Raw genomic sequence first — 17,304 nt, forward strand, 5'->3', positions numbered from 1 at the left:
TAAAATGTATTTATTTGGAGCGAGTGGACACGGGAAAGTAATCGTTGATATAGCGGAAACACTTGGTATTAAAATTACCGGATTTATTGATCATGACATAAGTAAAACGGAATGTTATAATATTCCGGTATTAAGCACAATACCAAATCCTATGAATGAAGTAATTATTTCGATTGGAAATAATTCTGTAAGGAAAAAAATAGCCGAAGAAATAAATGAAGAAAATTTTGTTTCTTTAGTTCATTCAAAAGCGATCATTTCTGAATCAGCTAAAATTGGTGTTGGTACAGTAGTGATGGGAGGTGTGGTAATTAATGCCGAAAGCAATATCGGAAAACATTGTATCATTAATACCAGTGCTTCGGTTGATCATGAATGTATCATTGAAAACTTTGTACATATATCGCCCAATGCTGCACTTGCAGGTAATGTTAAAGTGGGAGAAGGGACACATATTGGAATTGGATCCGCAATAATACAGGGGATTACTATAGGGAAGTGGTGTATAATAGGAGCAGGAGCAGTAATCATTGAAGATATTCCAGATTACGCTGTTGTTGTTGGAAACCCGGGAAAAATTATTAAACAAAATATTATTAAATAAAAGACATGAGTAGTAAAATATGGCTTTCTTCTCCACATATGGGAGGAAACGAATTAAAATATATCAATGAAGCTTTTGAAGAGAATTGGGTAGCACCTTTGGGGCCAAATGTTAACGGATTTGAAGAAGATCTGGAAAGTTTTTTAGGTGAAAATGTAAAAGTAGCAGCCCTTTCTGCTGGTACTGCTGCACTTCATCTTGCCCTTATTGAATGTGGGGTACAACACGGGGATGAAGTAATCTGCCAGTCAATGACATTTTCTGCCTCTGCCAATCCTATTGCTTATTGCGGAGCAGAACCAGTATTTATAGATAGTGAACCTGATACATGGAATATGTGTCCGAAAGCTTTAAAAAAAGCCGTTGAAGACAGGATTCAGAAAGGCAAAAAACCTAAAGCAATCATTATTGTTCATTTATATGGAATGCCGGCTAAGATGGATGAAATTACAGCCATAGCAGAAGAATTTGGTATTCCGCTTATTGAAGATGCTGCTGAAGCATTGGGGTCTGCTTATAAAGGAAAGGCTTGCGGAACATTTGGCCGTTTTGGAATATTGAGCTTTAATGGTAATAAAATTATTACAACTTCAGGAGGAGGTGCTTTAGTTTGTCATACAAAGGAAGATAAAGATAAAGCCGTGTTCCTGTCTACTCAGGCAAGAGATAATGCTCCTCATTATCAGCATTCTCACATTGGATTCAATTATAGAATGAGTAACATTGTTGCAGGTATTGGAAGGGGACAAATGGAAGTTCTCAAAGACAGAGTGGAAGCTCGAAGAACAATGCATCAATTTTATGTAAAGGCTTTCAAAGATATTGAAGGAGTAACTGTATTCTCTGAACCTAGCAGTGATTTTTATTCTAATCACTGGCTATCAGCCATTATTGTAAATCCTGAAATTACAGGAAAAAACAGAGAAGGGCTACGTATGGCATTTTTAGAAGATAATATAGAGTCCAGACCGCTTTGGAAACCTATGCATTTACAACCTGTTTTTGAAGGGGCACCTTATTATGGCGGAAATGTCTCTGAAAAATTATTTGATGACGGATTATGTCTGCCTTCAGGTTCCAATTTGTCAGATGAAGACAGAAAGAGAATATTGGTGGTGATTGATACCTATTTCAGATCATAAAACTATTCTTGGAATAAATGAATCAGTATAAATATTGGAAAGTTATTCTTGATTTTATCTTTGCGATAATTCTTGCTGTTTTTCTGATGCCTTTACTGATCATTTTATTTATTATTGCAAGTGTAGATACTTCATCCAATGGATTTTTCTTTCAAAAAAGAATTGGGCAATATGGAAAAGTTTTTACTATTTTTAAGTTTAAAACCATTCATGGAAAAAAGAGAACCTGTTCAAAAATAGGCCGGCTTTTAAGAACGTTGAAACTGGATGAGCTTCCTCAGTTGTTTAATATCCTAAAAGGAGAGATGAGTTTTGTAGGTCCCAGACCTGATATTGAAGGATATTATGATCGACTTGAAGGAGATGACCGTAGAGTATTACAACTAAAACCAGGTTTAACCTGTGAAGCAAGTATTGTCTACCGAAACGAAGAAAGCCTTTTAAAAATGCAGCCCAATCCGTTGAAGTATAATGATGAAGTATTATTTCCGCATAAGATAAAAATGAATCTTAAGTATCTGGAACATTTATCCCTAAAAAATGATGCTAAGATTTTGTTTAAAACTTTACTAATTATATTAAAATAAAATTATATAGAATATCCCAATCATTATGAAAATTAAAGAAACCCCACTTAAAGATTGTTATATTATTGAACCTACCGTTTTTGAAGATGAGAGAGGTTATTTTTTCGAAAAGTTTAACGAAAAAAAATTTGAAGAACTTACTGGAATGAACGGACATTTTGTGCAGGATAATATTTCCAAATCTTCATACGGTGTATTAAGAGGACTGCATCTTCAGAAAGGTGAACATGCACAGGCAAAACTGGTATCATGTCTTGAGGGAAGTGTTTGGGATGTAGCGGTAGACCTTAGAGAAGATTCTCCCACTTTTGGAAAATGGTTCGGAATTGAACTTACTGCAGAAAATAAATTACAGTTGTATGTACCCAGAGGGTTTGGACATGGCTTTTCTGTTTTAAGTACTAATGCCGTTTTTTCTTATAAATGCGATAATTTTTACAACAAAGAATCCGAAGGAAGTGTAAGATTTAATGATTCAGATCTCGATATAGACTGGAAAATTGATGAAAAGGATGCTGTTCTCTCCGATAAAGACCAGAATGCCCCGGGTTTTAAAGAAAAAAACTTCTAAATAAAATATTGAAAACCACTTTTCTAAAGTGGTTTTTATTTTTTAATCCGTACTCTTTTAATATTTTGTATCTTTGCACACTCAAAATCAAAACGATGCGTACAAAATCTGTAGGGAAGAAGAAAATCAATGTAGTCACTCTTGGATGTTCCAAGAATGTATATGATTCTGAAGTATTAATGAGCCAGTTGAAGGCCAATGGCAAAGAAGTGGTTCACGAAGACCGCGGGGATATTGTAGTAATCAATACTTGCGGATTTATTGATAATGCTAAAGAAGAATCTATTAATACAATCCTTGATTACGTTGAAGCCAAAAACAGAGGTGAAGTAGAAAAAGTATTCGTTACAGGATGTCTTTCCGAAAGATATAAACCGGATTTGATAAGAGAAATTCCTGATGTAGACCAGTATTTCGGAACAAGAGATCTTCCTGTTCTGTTAAAACATCTTGGAGCAGATTATAAGCACGAATTGGTGGGGGAAAGACTGACCACTACACCTAAACATTATGCATACCTTAAAATTTCTGAAGGCTGTGACAGACCGTGTTCGTTCTGTGCCATTCCTTTGATGAGAGGCGGACACATGTCAACCCCGATTGAAAAGCTGGTAACTGAAGCTCAGAAATTAGCGAAAAAAGGGACTAAAGAATTAATTCTTATCGCACAGGATCTTACCTACTACGGATTGGATTTGTATAAAAAAAGAGCACTTGGCGATCTTTTAAAAGAGCTGGTAAAAGTAGAAGGAATAGAGTGGATCCGTCTTCATTATGCATTTCCAAGCGGATTCCCTGAAGATGTGCTGGATATCATCCGTGAGGAACCTAAGGTTTGTAATTATATTGATATTCCTCTTCAGCATATCAATTCAGATCTTTTAAAATCAATGAAGAGAGGTACGACCCATGAAAAAACGGATGCCCTCTTAGCAAAATTCAGAGAAAAAGTTCCTGACATGGCGATCAGAACGACTCTGATTGTTGGATATCCAGGTGAAACCGAAGAAAGATTCCAGGAACTTAAAGACTGGGTAAGAGAACAGAAATTTGACAGATTAGGCTGTTTTACTTATTCCCATGAAGAGAATACGACGGCTTATGTATTAGAGGATGATATTCCGCAGGAGGTGAAAGAAGCAAGGGTTGAAGAGATCATGGAATTGCAATCTCAAATTTCCTGGGAGAAAAACCAGGAAAAAGTCGGAAAAACATTTAAATGTGTCTTTGACCGTAAAGAAGGAAACTATTTTATAGGAAGAACAGAATATGATTCTCCGGATGTTGATAACACCGTGTTGGTTTCTGCAGAGGATACTTATATTTCTATTGGAGAATTCGCGGAAGTCAAGATTACTTCAGCAGAAGAATTTGACCTGTACGGTGAATTGGTATAATGAATTGCTAATCAGGAAGTCATATCCGGATATTTCACAAAAAACACATTTATATTAATGAAATTTAACACAAATGTATTTTTGTTGATTTATGTATTGTGTTGATTGTCATTCGGTTATATTTTTTAAATATTAAGATTTTTTAATTTTATGACATAAAGTACCTAAAATTAGAAAATTATGTCTTAAATTTGCGGCATTAGTAATATTTTTAATTCATATACTTTCAGTGAGTTATTGATTAAGAATACGCTAAAAGTATGAATATAATATAAAAATATTTGTTTATATTAGCTTCGGATGATAATCACAAGTTGGGATGCATCATTCCTTTTTGGAAATATTGATGAAAAATAATGTAATTAAAATCTTTAAAAACTTATGAAAAAATTTTTATTAACAGCAACTATGCTCGTTTGCCTTTCGGCACTTTCCAAGGCTCAGCAAGGACGCGTGGGGATAAACACGACCACACCTGCCGCAACGTTAGATGTTGTAGGAACTCCTACTGATGCTACAAAACCTGATGCCGTTTTAGTCCCTCGCTTAACAAGAGCTCAGCTAATCGCTAAAGACGCAGTATATGTTGCCGCTCAAAACGGAGCACTTGCCTTTGTAACAACTATTGATGGTACGGCAAGCGCTAAAACGACAAATGTAAACACTATTGGGTTCTATTACTATGACGCTACAAACTCAGTTTGGGTAGCGGTAGGTGGTGGAGGTGCTTCAACCCCTCAAAGGTATGAAGTGATCAGAGGAAATGTAGTGACTGTTAATGCTGCTACATATTCCGTTTTACCAACAGATAACGTTGTTGTAACAACTTTTAATAGCGGTGTACAGATTACATTGCCTACTCTGACGAATACAGCAGCTGATATTGGCCGTGTTGTTAAAATTATTAATAATAATACTGCTGCGTCTGGATTAACTTTTGCGGGTGCTCCTGCTTTAGGAAACTTGACTGTTAACCAAAATAGAGGAATTGAGTTCGTTTGGACTGGAACTGTTTGGTCATCTCCTCAAAAATAACCCCCTTTAAAAATCAAAATAAGATGAAAAACATATTTAGCCTTTTAGCTATTGCAGCTTTCGGTTCTCTTGTCAATGCTCAAGTAAATGTTAATAATGGTGTACAATCTACAACGATTAATAACTCAAACGTAGCAATCGACCTTAGTGGTTCTTTTAGTACCGAATCAGGTGCTGGTCCTTACCAAGGTAAAGGAGTCGTTATTCCAAGTGTTGATTTGGTTAACTTTCAATTCGATACTACTTTGGCTGACGGTACTACTTTCCCTACTTGGTTTGATGGGATGATTGTTTATAATAATGCTACAGGTACTACCTTAACTGCAGGACAGAGATCTTCAACTGCAACAGCTGTAACCCCTGGATTCTATTATTTTTCTAACCCAACCGGAGCCACAGCAAGCGCTGTACAGCCGGGAGTTTGGAAACCGCTTGGAAGCAATCCTAACGCAGGTAAAGTAAATATTCTTCCTGCTGAAACTATTACGAATACTTCCGTAAACGGAAATCAGGTATATGCTAAGAGAGGAACCTTTACAACTAACGGAACTTCTACAGCTCCTACAGCATATTCAAATCAAGCTGCAATTGCAAGTCCGGGAAGCCTTTATAGAATTACAATTTATCAGTCCGGAACAAATAATGTATACTCAAACAGTGTATATTCATATGCCGCTGACGGTTCTTTTGTAACCGGTTCACCTAGTATGTCTGTAGTTTATCCTGCAGGAACATACAACTATACTGTAGAGTATACGAAAACAAACAATTAATTTTTAATTAATTATAACTTATAATAACCGATGATTTAATTTTCATCGGTTTTTTATTGTATGCTGAAGATTGTTGTTGTCTGGATATATCTTAATTCGCAAGACTAAGTGTAAAAGGCATAACAATGTTTAATTACCCATTAAAAAATGATGAGTACATATCACCTCTTTTTTGTTTTTTATCCTGTAAACAGAAATAGGATGATAAAAAATAAATTGGAACCTACATTATATAAGTTAAAAAAAGCAGCATTCTAAAGAAGCTATATGATTAGTAAGAAATATTTTTATTATTAAAAGAGATGAATCCGGCTTTCTCCTCGGGGTTTTGAAATGATTTTAGTATCACCTAGGAATGAATAAGGAGCATGGAAAATCTTAACAAATAAATGGAAGAAATGATTTTGTATGAACTCTAAATTAATTTTTTTTGAATTTCATCAAAATGTAAAATACTGATATACAGTGATTTAAAAAATGTAATTTTAATAATTATGCAGTTATTAGTTAAATATATTAACATTTTAGCATTTTTTTTAACATTTTTTAACAGTATGCTTTAAAATGCCTATCCATAAGGGATGACAGAGGTTGTTAACATATATTTTAGATTTTATTAACGTTATTTAACATTTCAGCTATGGACTTTAGGAGATTCCTGATACTTTTGCTCCGTCAAACAAATAAAAGTTCAAAATGATGAAAAGATTCATTCTCGTAATCATAATGATGATTTCAACCTTGGGTGTTTATTCTTTTACGAGCAATGCCCTAGATGCGAAAAAAACAAGTTATGCATCGTACTACCACGATAAATTTAACGGTAGAAAAACCGCTAGCGGAGAAATCTTTGATAACTCAAAGTTTACTGCAGCAAACAGAACGCTTCCTTTTGGAACAAACGTTAAGGTAACAAACCTTAAAAATGGTAAAGAAGTAATAGTGAGAATTAATGACAGAGGACCTTACCATTCATCAAGATCTTTAGACATGTCTAAAGCAGCGTTCGATGAGATTGGAGATATCAGCCATGGTACTATTCCGGTCGAATATGAAATTGTCGATTAAATTTATGATTTAAATTAAAAAAGCCAGCTGATTCAGCTGGCTTTTTGTGTGTGCCGTTAGACTTTCATTTATACATCCAGTTCCAATAAAGCAGGACAATGGTCCGAGTGCACGGCTTCCTTTAATATTACAGCTCTGCTAAGCTTATCTTTTAAACTATAGGAAGTGAAATTATAATCCAGCCTCCAGCCTTTATTTTTGGCCCTTGAATTTTGTCGGTAGCTCCACCATGTATAATGGTCAGGGTCATTGTTGAATAACCTGAAACTGTCAATCAGTTCGCATTCGTTGATAAAATTTGTCATCCATTCTCTTTCCATAGGAAGAAACCCGGAAACATTTTTTAAACGTATAGGATCATGAATATCTATTGCTTCATGGCAGATGTTGAAATCACCGGAGATAATAAGGTTGGGAATTTCTTTTTTCAGATTTTTAATATAGGCTAAAAAGTCATGACAGAACTGCATTTTAAAATCCAGTCTTTCAATGTTGGACGCGGAAGGCACATACACGGAAATCGCTGAAAATCCATCAAAATCCGCACGGATGATTCTGCCTTCATTATCGTAACTTTCAATGCCGCAACCATACTCTACATGGTTAGGTTTGATTTTTGAGGCAATTCCGACCCCGCTATACCCTTTTCTTACGGCTGAATGCCAATAACTGTGATAACCTAATTTTTCGAGACTTTCGATATCTATCTGGTCGTTTCCTGCTTTGCTTTCCTGAATACAGATGATATCCGGATCAGCAGTTGTTAACCATCCTAAAAAATCTTTTGTAAATGCGGCTCTGATTCCGTTGACATTGTATGTAATTAATCTCATGCGTCTTTTATAAATAATTTAAAATTATCGTTATGTTTTGAAGGAATAAATTCGGTGATCATATAGTCTGCAATCTGATGAACATAAAACGGGTCTTCGGTGATCATTTGTTCTGCTTCATTTTTGGAGCTTGCATTCGCTATAATGATGCCTCCGGTTCTGGGGTCCTTCCTTCCGGATACAATAAAATGTCCGGATTTATAATATTTTTCAAGAAAATGATTATGTTCAGGAATATATTCTTCTACCTTATCAAGAGGAACTTTGTATGTAAGTGAAATAATGAACATGGATTTATTTTTTACGAAGATATAAACTCTTGAAGACTATAAAAAAAGAAGCGGAAAAAATCATCTGATTTTTTCCGCTTATACACGTAATATGTTTTGTAAATGAATTGATCTATTTTACATTTTTAAAAACAACCTTACCGTCTTTGGAAAGCTGAACATCATCTCCTTTTCCGCGAAGTTCATAATGATCGTTTTTATACCAGATTCCCGAAGCCGGTTTTTGACCTTTTAATTCTAGATTTTCCCCGTTAAAAACGAATGTCGCCATATCTTTGGTATTGTCAAAAGTTACCTCCAGAGATTTTCCTGTATTGTCCTTTAATGTACTTTTTACGATATCATCAGAAGCCGTCGCTGGAGTTACCGATTTAAAAACAACTTTACCGTCTTTGGAAAGCTGAACATCATCTCCTTTTCCGCGAAGCTCATAATGATCGTTTTTATACCAGATTCCCGAAGCCGGTTTTTGACCTTTTAATTCTAGATTTTCCCCGTTAAAAACGAATGTCGCCACATCTTTGGTATTATCAAAAGTGACCTCAAGGTTTTTTCCTGTAGCATCTTTTAATGTGCTTTTTACAATATCATTTGAAGATGCTGTTGTTATTGAATCTTTTGCAGATTCCTGAGAAATAGAGGAATCAGCAGTTGTTGAGGCTCCGGGAGTTGCCTTTTCCTGCTTACATGAAGTAAGTGCCAGTGCAGTAAGTACCGCGATGCCGAAAATGTTTTTTTTCATAATTATATCTTTTATGGGTTGTAAATCTACAAACTGTTGATTAATAAATCAATAGATGTGTGTTAATTAAGTTCTGTTTTACTTAAATTTAAATATTTGAGTTTAAAATTTAAATAGAAATGTTTATATGAAGGAAATTAAACAAGTTGTTGCAGGAATTTAATAAGTCCGGAAAAAAAGAAGCGGAAAAAATCAGATGATTTTTTCCGCTTTAAACCCAAAATTAAATAAACTATGAAAAAAACTACTTGGGTTCTAAAATACTGATCGGAATAATACACTCTTCCAGTGAAATTCCACCATGCTGATAAGTCTCTTTATAATAATTTACAAAGTGATTGTAATTCTTAGGATAAGCCAGAAAAATATTGTTTTTGGCAAAAATATATTTTGAACTTAAATTTCCTTTAGGAAGAAATAGTTTCTCAGGGTTGGTGATGGCCCAGACATCGCCGTCATCATACGTTAAACTTTTCCCCGTTTTATAACGAATATTGGTTGATGTTTCTCTGTCTCCCACCACTTTACTCGGTTTTTTTACGTATACGGTTCCGTGATCGGTAGTGATCACAAGTTTATAACCGTTTTCTGCAGCCGCTTTGATAATTTTCATCAAAGAAGAATTTTCAAACCAGTTAAATGTTAAAGAACGGAAGGTTTTATCATCACGGATGAGCTGATCTACAATATGATTGTCTGTTTTAGCATGTGACAGAATATCAATGAAATTATATACAATAACCAGAAGGTCATTGTTTTTATGCTGATTGAAGTCATCATAAATCTTTCTTTCAAAATCAGCATTTAATACTTTCAGGTATTTCATAGATTTGGATCCTATTCCGATTCTTTTCATCTGATCTTCCAGGAAGTCCCGCTCAAATTCATTTTTATTTCCTTCTTCATTATCATTAAACCATTTGTTGGGAAAACGTTTTTCAATTTCGGAAGGCATCAGACCCGCAAAAAAAGAATTCCTTGCATATTGGGTAGCTGTCGGAAGAATACTGTAATAATAATCTTCAGAAATTTTATTGTAGTATTTTGTAAACAAAGGTTCTACCACTTTCCATTGATCATAGCGAAGATTATCGATCATCAGAAGAAGTACTTTTTCTTTTTCTACTTCCGGTTTTACCTTCTCTTTGAAAAGAGTATGGCTCATCATTGGTTTATCGGAATCTGTAAGCCAGTTCTCATAATTTTTCTCAATAAATTTGGCAAACTGAATATTAGCTTCTTCTTTTTGGGATTGCAGCAGATCTGCAAATTCATTATCCGCTACTTTATCAAACTTAATTTCCCAGCTTAGAATTTTCTTATAATATTCTGCCCACTCCTGATAAGTCTTCAGGTAAGAAAGCTCCATAGAGAGGTTTCTGAATTCCTGCTGGTATTGTAAAATCGTTTTTTGCTCAACAAGATTATCCTGTTGAAGATTTTTCTTTAATGAAAGCAAAATCTGATTAGGATTCACAGGTTTCAGGATGTAATCGGCAATCTGGGAACCGATAGCCTCTTCCATAATATGCTCTTCCTCACTTTTAGTTACCATTACTATTTTCAGGGAATTGTCTTTTTCCTTAATCATAGGAATTGCTTCCAATCCGGAAATTCCGGGCATATTTTCATCAATTAATGTTAATGCGAATTTCTCTGAATCCATAAGTTCCAACGCCTCATTCACATTATTAACCGGGGTTACCTGGTAGCCCTTTTTTTCTAAAAATACGATATGAGGTTTAAGTAAATCTATTTCATCATCGATCCATAATATCTTTTCTGACATAATTTATTTTTTACATGATTATTGTATCAAAATTTTGACCAAATCCTTTTAAAATCTCACAAAATCGAAAGATTAAAAGTTAAATATTAGTTAAATGAAAATGGGAGGCCATTTTCTATGCTCCTGCTTTATTTATTCATGGGTCTTTATATAAAGCAAAGCTCTTTCCAGTACCTCATCGCGGTCATTTTTAATACCCTCCACGGTAGGCTTTACCATAATGTCGGGAATGATACCGATTCGCTGCGTTTCCCGGCCGTCGGGATAATAAGCGCCAAGCCCGGTAAAACAGGTTTCAATATTGGCAATCTTAAACAGAATAATATCTCCGTTGGCCCCCGAAGTATTACTTCCGATGACTTTTGCTTTCGGATGCTGTTTAAACATCATTGTGGTTGTTTCTGCCTGGCTTTGGGTATTTTCATCAACCAGAACTATTATATTTCCTTTATAATAATCTTTGTTTTTTCTTCCGATATAATTTGTCCTGCTATAAAACTTTCCGGGATAAGAGGTATCCGGAAAATTGAATTGATAGTAAGCGGTCGTTTTTGGAAGTATAAAATTACTCAGAGGCATTATAGTTTGTTTCGGATAGTTCCTGAGATCAAAAATAATGGATTCCGTAGACTGTAGATTTTTATACATCTCATCAAGATCTTCCTTTTCAATGATCCCCATATTAACGTAACCGATCTTTTTTTTAGTATCCAGAAATTTCCATTTGGATACAGGAAGGGAAGCTTCACGAAGAATATCTTTTACAAAATAGGTTTTGGAAGTAAAAGAAAGATTTTGCCCGTTCCTTTCCACCTTTACGGAAACCGAATCGTTATTGCTGAAAAGAAAAAGATTTTTCACCTTCTTTATCTTTCCCCAGGAATTGGATGCCGGGACATATTTACTGAAATTATTGACCATCTGCGGAATGGTTTTGCCATTAATATCATAGATGACATCTCCGATGGATAAAGGAACCTCCTCATTGAAACGATTTTTGTTCACTTTTGTAATAACCAGTTTTCCTTCTGCATAAACATATTCCACCGGAATTTTTTTATTCCCGTATTGATTAAGACTGATCAGATTTGAATATAAAAAAGCATGAGAGTCATCCGTTTTGGCAACCAGCTCAGCTAAAGTCAGCTGGTAATTTTCATCATTACTGACCGCAAGGAATTTTGGAATCATTTCTGATAAAACATCATTCCAATTCTGATCCGTTTCATATTTATACGGAAAAAAATATTCTACATAATTCCAGTATCTGAATAATTCAAATAAACTGACTGATCGGGACGTGAATGAAGAACCATAAGAATTTTCATTTTTAAAATAAACTTTTCTTCCGCTTTTTCCCAGGTAATAATGCCTTCCGGTATTCCTGTTATTTTGAATTTTATGAAGTTCCTGGGTTAGACTTTCTGTAAATATACCGGTGTCATTCATCCAGCTCAGGTCAAAGTTTTTTAAAAAATAGACTTGGTCACCTTCTTTTGAGCAGGACTTACATTCGTTGATTTTTCCAAGACTTTCAATCCAGTCAGCGTATAAAATATTTAATTCTGAGCGGGTATTCACTTTTTCAAGATCATTGATCTTCTGAAAAAGCTGCTGATCCCAGTTCATTGTTCCCTGAGCTACCTGAGGATGGTAATATTTCAAAAATCCCCAAACCCTGCACAGAGACTCCAATTTCTGATTTTCAGATAAAATCTGACCCGGGAAATGCAAACTTAAAAAGAAGATAAAGAAAGATAAGCATTTTCCCATGAAGATTACTGTGTTTTCTTTCAAAGATAAACCTTTCGGATTACCACTGCAATAGCAGGTTGGCTTTAAGTAAGATCTTTAAGGGGAAATTAATCAGACTTACAATTTAAAATCCCTAACTTTGTTTACTAATATTGACGTTTCAATGCAGAATAAGCTAAAAATCATCAACGATCCCGTTCACGGATTTATCAAAATACCACACGAAATTTTATTTGATATCATTGAACATCCTTATTTTCAGAGATTAAGAAGGATCGGGCAGACAGGACTTTTACATCTGATTTTTCCCGGAGCAACACATACCAGATTCCACCATGCTTTAGGAGCGATGCATCTGATGTTTACAGCATTGGAAACCCTGAAACAAAAAGGAGTTAAGATTTCAGAAGAAGAGGAAAAAGGAGCTATGCTGGCGATTTTAATGCATGATATCGGACACGGGCCGTTTTCGCATGCATTAGAAAGCATGCTGATGGATGACTGGCATCATGAAAATCTTTCTTTGTTGTTAATGAACGAGCTGAATGATGAATTTGACGGGCAGCTTTCCATGGCCATTGAAATGTTTCAGGGAAAATATCACAGAAAGTTTTTCAATCAGCTGATTTCATCCCAACTGGATGTTGACCGCCTCGACTATCTGAAAAGAGACAGCTTTTTTACAGGAGTGTCAGAGGGAAATATCAATACCCAGCGAATCATTTCCATGATGAACGTTTGTGAAGAAGGAGAGCTTGTGATTGATGCGAAAGGAATTTATTCTATTGAAAACTTTTTGACCGCCCGTATGTTTATGTACTGGCAGGTATATTACCATAAGACCTCTGCTTTGGCTGAATTTCTTTTGGTTAAAATTCTTGAAAGAGCAAAATATCTGGTATCTCAGGGTTTTGAGCTTCCGGCAACCGATAATCTGAAGTATTTTTTATACCGCGGAAAGAGTACGGCTACTGACGAAGATATAGAAAGATTTACAAAACTTGATGATAATGACGTGATTCAGGCGATGAAAGAATGGCAGAATTCTGATGATTTTATTTTGTCATATTGGTGTAAATGTGTGATTCAGAGAAATCTGCCGAAGACCATCATCTCCTCTCATCCATTTGAACCTAAAACCATTCAGGAAAAAATAAAGAATACCAATGAATTTTTCGAAATAGATAACGGAGAGCAGTTGGTGCATGAAATTAAAAGAAAACTCGTTCCATATAACACAGAAAAACAACCGATTTATCTGCTTCAGAAAAATGGGAAAAAAACAAGGCTTCATGAGTCAGAAGATCAGCTTTTATCGGGGTTGATGGTGAATAAGACCACAAGACATATTCTCATGTTTCCAAGAGATATTTCACAATTAGATTCTTAAAGGAATATTAAAATTTACGATCCGAAACTAAAACATGTTTGCAAATTATAGAATTTCTTATCTTTGCAGAATATGGAATTTACAGCTTCGCAAATTGCAAGTTTTATTGACGGAAAAATAATAGGTGACGAAAATGCGCTTATTACAGGGGTTTCACCAATTGAAAATGGGGAGTCAGGACATCTTTCTTTTATAGCACAAGATCGATTTTCTCATTTTTTAGATACCTCAAAATGTTCTGTTATCATCGTTTCTGAGAAACTTTTAGTTAAAGATAATTACATCCCTACCATCATTGTAGTAAAAGATGCCTATCTTTCTTTTCAAGTCCTGATGAATTTATATCAGGAAATGAGAGGAAGAAAAGAAGGTGTTGAAGACGGTTCTTCTATCCACGATACTGCTGTGATAGGAGATAAAGCTTATATCGGTGCATTTACTTATGTATCGGAGAAAGCTAAAATAGGAGAGGGATCACAAATCTATCCGCATGTTTACATTGGAAAAGGCGTGAAAATTGGTAAAAATTGTAAAATAGACAGTGGTGCCAGAATTTATGACTATTGTATCATTGGAGATAATTGTGTGATTCATTCCAATACTGTAGTAGGAGGAGACGGGTTTGGTTTCCAGCCGACTGCAGAAGGGTTTAAAAAAATTCCACAACTTGGAAATGTAATTATTGAAGATGATGTAGAAATAGGATCAAACTGTAGTATTGACAGGGCGACGATAGGGTCTACGATTATCGGAAAAGGAACGAAAATTGATAACCTGATCCAGATTGCACACAATGTGAAGATTGGTCAGAATAATGTCATTGCAGCACAGGCCGGTATCGCAGGTTCTACAACTATTGGTGACTGGAATCAGATTGGAGGTCAGGTAGGAATCGTAGGACACATCAAAATCGGAAATCAGGTGAAAATTCAGGCTCAGAGCGGCGTGAATTCAAGCGTTAATGATAAAGAAACATTGTATGGTTCACCAGCAATCAGTTACAATGACTATTTGAGAAATTATGTTCATTTCAGGAATTTTACTGAAATCGTAGGCAGAATAAATAATCTTGAGAATACCTCAAAAGATAATACTAATGAGTGATATGCAAAAAACACTTCAGCAAGAGGTAACTCTTTCTGGAATTGGTCTTCACACGGGTAAAGAAGTAAAACTTACCATTAAACCTGCTAAAGAAAATACAGGTTTTGTATTTGTAAGAACAGACTTGGAGGGGCATCCTCAGGTAGAAGCAGATGTAAATTATGTTGTTGCCACAGAAAGAGGAACAACATTAGAAAAATTAGGAGTAAAAATTACGACTTGCGAACATCTTTTAGCAGCTTTAGTAGGTTGTGATATCGATAACGCAGTGTTAGAAATGGATGCTTCCGAACCTCCGATCTTAGACGGATCTTCAAAATACTTTGTTGAAGCCATTGAAAGTGTAGGAGTGGTGGATCAAAATGTGGCCAGAGAATATCTGGTTGTAAAAGAAGTTCTTACGTATAGTGATCCGGCTACAGGTTCGGAAATCACAATCATTCCTTCAGACACATACGAAGTAACTACCATGGTAGATTTTGGAACAAAAGTATTAGGAACCCAAAATGCTACCCTTAAAAATATTTCCGAGTTTAAAGACGAAATTTCTTCAGCAAGAACATTCAGTTTCCTGCATGAATTGGAAATGCTTTTAGATCACGGACTGATCAAAGGTGGAGATATCTCAAACGCCATTGTTTATGTAGATAAAGATCTTACACCGGAAACAACAGAAAAACTTAAAAAGGCCTTTGGTAAAGATAATGTTTCTATCAGACCCAATGGAATCTTAGATAATCTGAACTTAAACTATCCTAACGAAGCTGCAAGACATAAATTACTGGATGTAATAGGTGATCTGGCTTTAGCAGGGGTGAAAATAAAAGGGAAAGTTATTGCTAATAAACCGGGACACTATGTAAATACCCAGTTTGCAAAAAAACTCAACCGTCAGTGGAAATTACAGAAAAAGAAAAACGTTCCGGATTTTGACCTGACGAAAGAACCTGTATTTGATATCAACGGAATCATGAAGCTTATGCCTCACAGACCACCGTTCTTATTGATAGATAAAGTTCTTGAGCTTTCAGATTCTCACGTGGTGGGATTGAAAAATGTTACTATGAACGAGCCTTTCTTTGTGGGACATTTCCCTAAAGAGCCTGTAATGCCTGGTGTACTTCAGGTGGAAGCATTAGCTCAGACAGGAGGTATTCTTGTATTGGCGAGCGTTCCGGATCCTGAAAACTATTCTACTTATTTCATTAAAATTGATAAAGTGAAATTCAAAAGAAAAGTAATTCCGGGAGATACCCTGATCTTTAAAATTGAATTAATAGAGCCTATAAGAAGAGGTATTGTTCATATGCAGGGGTACGGATATGTAGGAGATACAGTGGCAGTAGAAGCAGAGCTTATGGCTCAAGTTGCAAAAAATAAAGTTGATTAAATGATTCATCAATTAGCAGCCGTAGATAAACGCGCAAAAATCAGCAAAAACGTAATTGTAGAACCTTTTACTACAATTGCAGGGGACGTAGAAATTGGAGAAGGAACATGGATTGGGCCAAACGTTACCATCATGGAAGGAGCAAGAATCGGAAAAGACTGTAAAATATTTCCGGGTACTGTGATTTCTGCAATCCCTCAGGACTTGAAGTTCGATGGAGAGGATACACAAACCATTATCGGGGATAACACCACTTTAAGAGAATGTGTAACAGTAAATAGAGGGACCAAGGCACTAGGATATACAAAAATAGGCAGTAACTGCCTGATCATGGCTACTTCACACGTTGCTCATGACTGTATCATAGGAGATAATGTGATTATTGCAAATGGTTGCGGTATTGCAGGACATGTGGAAATCGGTGATTTTACCGTTATGGGAGGATTATCCGCGGTTCAGCAGTTTGGTAAAATCGGAAAACATACCATGATCTCCGGAGGATCTCTGATCAGAAAAGATATTCCCCCTTACGTAAAAGTAGCAAGAGACCCGATCTCTTATGCGGGAATCAACTCTGTTGGGTTAAGAAGAAGAGGCTTCTCTAATGAGAAGATCTTTGAAATTCAAAAGATTTACAGAGCTATTTTCCAAATGAAAATGAACGTTTCCCAGGCGTTGGCATATATTGAAAAAGAAATGCTTCCTACCGCTGAAAGAGATGAAATTCTACAATTTATCCAAAACTCACCAAGAGGTATTGTAAAAGGATACGGAACAAGCAAAGACAGCAATTAACAGAAGAAAATTGCAGTAGGATGAAAAACGGAATAGTGG

Annotated in this window: 17 protein-coding genes; 12 read left to right on the plus strand and 5 right to left on the minus strand. The window is 35.5% G+C overall.

The annotated features are described in order from the left end of the window. Nucleotides 1-4 precede the first annotated feature (4 nt). From JO178_RS20540 to JO178_RS20575, 8 genes are all read left to right on the plus strand, one after another. A complete protein-coding gene (locus JO178_RS20540) occupies nt 5-604 on the plus strand; it encodes an acetyltransferase (RefSeq protein ID WP_291940037.1) in 600 nt (199 codons plus the stop codon). Between the two features lie 5 nt (nt 605-609). Continuing rightward, nucleotides 610-1,746 (plus strand): aminotransferase class I/II-fold pyridoxal phosphate-dependent enzyme, encoded by a 1,137-nt coding sequence (locus JO178_RS20545; protein WP_291940038.1) that lies wholly within the window; start codon nt 610-612, stop codon nt 1,744-1,746. Between the two features lie 17 nt (nt 1,747-1,763). Further along, nucleotides 1,764-2,333 (plus strand): sugar transferase, encoded by a 570-nt coding sequence (locus tag JO178_RS20550; protein WP_291940041.1) that lies wholly within the window; start codon nt 1,764-1,766, stop codon nt 2,331-2,333. A 25-nt stretch (nt 2,334-2,358) separates the two neighbouring features. Continuing rightward, complete coding sequence (rfbC, locus tag JO178_RS20555) at nt 2,359-2,904, plus strand: dTDP-4-dehydrorhamnose 3,5-epimerase (protein ID WP_291940043.1); 546 nt, start codon at nt 2,359-2,361, stop codon at nt 2,902-2,904. A 95-nt stretch (nt 2,905-2,999) separates the two neighbouring features. Next, nucleotides 3,000-4,301, plus strand: a complete 1,302-nt coding sequence (gene rimO / locus JO178_RS20560) for a 30S ribosomal protein S12 methylthiotransferase RimO (RefSeq protein ID WP_291940045.1) — start codon at nt 3,000-3,002, stop codon at nt 4,299-4,301. Between the two features lie 381 nt (nt 4,302-4,682). Then, nucleotides 4,683-5,336 carry a hypothetical protein gene (locus JO178_RS20565; RefSeq protein ID WP_291940047.1) on the plus strand — a complete coding sequence of 218 codons (654 nt, stop codon included), beginning with the start codon at nt 4,683-4,685 and terminating at the stop codon, nt 5,334-5,336. Nucleotides 5,337-5,359: 23 nt separating this feature from the next. Continuing rightward, nucleotides 5,360-6,109 carry a hypothetical protein gene (locus tag JO178_RS20570; protein WP_291940049.1) on the plus strand — a complete coding sequence of 250 codons (750 nt, stop codon included), beginning with the start codon at nt 5,360-5,362 and terminating at the stop codon, nt 6,107-6,109. A gap of 696 nt (nt 6,110-6,805) precedes the next feature. After that, nucleotides 6,806-7,177: a septal ring lytic transglycosylase RlpA family protein gene (locus JO178_RS20575; protein WP_034699143.1), complete on the plus strand. Its 372-nt coding sequence runs from the start codon at nt 6,806-6,808 to the stop codon at nt 7,175-7,177. A gap of 68 nt (nt 7,178-7,245) precedes the next feature. Here JO178_RS20575 and JO178_RS20580 read toward each other — a convergent pair whose 3' ends face one another. The 5 genes from JO178_RS20580 to JO178_RS20600 all read right to left on the minus strand — a co-directional run bounded on the left by JO178_RS20580 (nt 7,246) and on the right by JO178_RS20600 (nt 12,604). Continuing rightward, nucleotides 7,246-8,010: an exodeoxyribonuclease III gene (locus tag JO178_RS20580; protein WP_291940052.1), complete on the minus strand. Its 765-nt coding sequence runs from the start codon at nt 8,008-8,010 to the stop codon at nt 7,246-7,248. Next, complete coding sequence (locus tag JO178_RS20585; RefSeq protein WP_291940055.1) at nt 8,007-8,300, minus strand: YciI family protein; 294 nt, start codon at nt 8,298-8,300, stop codon at nt 8,007-8,009. The genes JO178_RS20580 and JO178_RS20585 overlap by 4 nt, the downstream gene beginning before the upstream one ends. 112 nt (nt 8,301-8,412) lie before the next feature. Further along, the gene (locus JO178_RS20590) at nt 8,413-9,042 is read right to left on the minus strand and encodes an MliC family protein (RefSeq protein WP_291940057.1); all 630 of its coding nucleotides are present in this window, start codon (nt 9,040-9,042) and stop codon (nt 8,413-8,415) included. A gap of 244 nt (nt 9,043-9,286) precedes the next feature. Then, on the minus strand, nt 9,287-10,831 hold the full coding sequence (locus JO178_RS20595) for a bifunctional response regulator/alkaline phosphatase family protein (RefSeq protein ID WP_291940059.1): 1,545 nt from the start codon (nt 10,829-10,831) through the stop codon (nt 9,287-9,289). A gap of 132 nt (nt 10,832-10,963) precedes the next feature. Then, nucleotides 10,964-12,604, minus strand: a complete 1,641-nt coding sequence (locus JO178_RS20600) for a S41 family peptidase (RefSeq protein WP_291940061.1) — start codon at nt 12,602-12,604, stop codon at nt 10,964-10,966. 145 nt (nt 12,605-12,749) lie between these two features. Here JO178_RS20600 and JO178_RS20605 point away from each other — a divergent pair, with 145 nt between their 5' ends. The 4 genes from JO178_RS20605 to lpxA all read left to right on the plus strand — a co-directional run bounded on the left by JO178_RS20605 (nt 12,750) and on the right by lpxA (nt 17,265). Further along, nucleotides 12,750-13,976, plus strand: a complete 1,227-nt coding sequence (locus JO178_RS20605; RefSeq protein WP_291940063.1) for an HD domain-containing protein — start codon at nt 12,750-12,752, stop codon at nt 13,974-13,976. 72 nt (nt 13,977-14,048) lie between these two features. Further along, entirely contained in the window at nt 14,049-15,080 is a 1,032-nt protein-coding gene (lpxD, locus tag JO178_RS20610; RefSeq protein ID WP_291940065.1) for a UDP-3-O-(3-hydroxymyristoyl)glucosamine N-acyltransferase, read from the plus strand. Beyond that, nucleotides 15,073-16,470 (plus strand): bifunctional UDP-3-O-[3-hydroxymyristoyl] N-acetylglucosamine deacetylase/3-hydroxyacyl-ACP dehydratase, encoded by a 1,398-nt coding sequence (locus JO178_RS20615; RefSeq protein ID WP_291940067.1) that lies wholly within the window; start codon nt 15,073-15,075, stop codon nt 16,468-16,470. Before lpxD ends, JO178_RS20615 begins: the two co-directional genes overlap by 8 nt. Further along, nucleotides 16,471-17,265, plus strand: coding sequence for an acyl-ACP--UDP-N-acetylglucosamine O-acyltransferase (gene lpxA, locus JO178_RS20620; protein ID WP_291940068.1), 795 nt, complete (start codon nt 16,471-16,473; stop codon nt 17,263-17,265). Nucleotides 17,266-17,304 lie beyond the last annotated feature (39 nt).

This window comes from Chryseobacterium sp., assembly GCF_019236175.1.
GTDB lineage: Bacteria > Bacteroidota > Bacteroidia > Flavobacteriales > Weeksellaceae > Chryseobacterium.

Bases quoted from the DNA above. Each gene is read 5' to 3' on its own strand.
- JO178_RS20540 (WP_291940037.1), top strand. From the start codon at position 5: ATGTATTTATTTGGAGCGAGTGGACACGGGAAAGTAATCGTTGATATA.
- JO178_RS20545 (WP_291940038.1), top strand. From the start codon at position 610: ATGAGTAGTAAAATATGGCTTTCTTCTCCACATATGGGAGGAAACGAA.
- JO178_RS20550 (WP_291940041.1), top strand. From the start codon at position 1,764: ATGAATCAGTATAAATATTGGAAAGTTATTCTTGATTTTATCTTTGCG.
- rfbC (WP_291940043.1), top strand. From the start codon at position 2,359: ATGAAAATTAAAGAAACCCCACTTAAAGATTGTTATATTATTGAACCT.
- rimO (WP_291940045.1), top strand. From the start codon at position 3,000: ATGCGTACAAAATCTGTAGGGAAGAAGAAAATCAATGTAGTCACTCTT.
- JO178_RS20565 (WP_291940047.1), top strand. From the start codon at position 4,683: ATGAAAAAATTTTTATTAACAGCAACTATGCTCGTTTGCCTTTCGGCA.
- JO178_RS20570 (WP_291940049.1), top strand. From the start codon at position 5,360: ATGAAAAACATATTTAGCCTTTTAGCTATTGCAGCTTTCGGTTCTCTT.
- JO178_RS20575 (WP_034699143.1), top strand. From the start codon at position 6,806: ATGATGAAAAGATTCATTCTCGTAATCATAATGATGATTTCAACCTTG.
- JO178_RS20580 (WP_291940052.1), bottom strand. From the start codon at position 8,010: ATGAGATTAATTACATACAATGTCAACGGAATCAGAGCCGCATTTACA.
- JO178_RS20585 (WP_291940055.1), bottom strand. From the start codon at position 8,300: ATGTTCATTATTTCACTTACATACAAAGTTCCTCTTGATAAGGTAGAA.
- JO178_RS20590 (WP_291940057.1), bottom strand. From the start codon at position 9,042: ATGAAAAAAAACATTTTCGGCATCGCGGTACTTACTGCACTGGCACTT.
- JO178_RS20595 (WP_291940059.1), bottom strand. From the start codon at position 10,831: ATGTCAGAAAAGATATTATGGATCGATGATGAAATAGATTTACTTAAA.
- JO178_RS20600 (WP_291940061.1), bottom strand. From the start codon at position 12,604: ATGGGAAAATGCTTATCTTTCTTTATCTTCTTTTTAAGTTTGCATTTC.
- JO178_RS20605 (WP_291940063.1), top strand. From the start codon at position 12,750: ATGCAGAATAAGCTAAAAATCATCAACGATCCCGTTCACGGATTTATC.
- lpxD (WP_291940065.1), top strand. From the start codon at position 14,049: ATGGAATTTACAGCTTCGCAAATTGCAAGTTTTATTGACGGAAAAATA.
- JO178_RS20615 (WP_291940067.1), top strand. From the start codon at position 15,073: ATGAGTGATATGCAAAAAACACTTCAGCAAGAGGTAACTCTTTCTGGA.
- lpxA (WP_291940068.1), top strand. From the start codon at position 16,471: ATGATTCATCAATTAGCAGCCGTAGATAAACGCGCAAAAATCAGCAAA.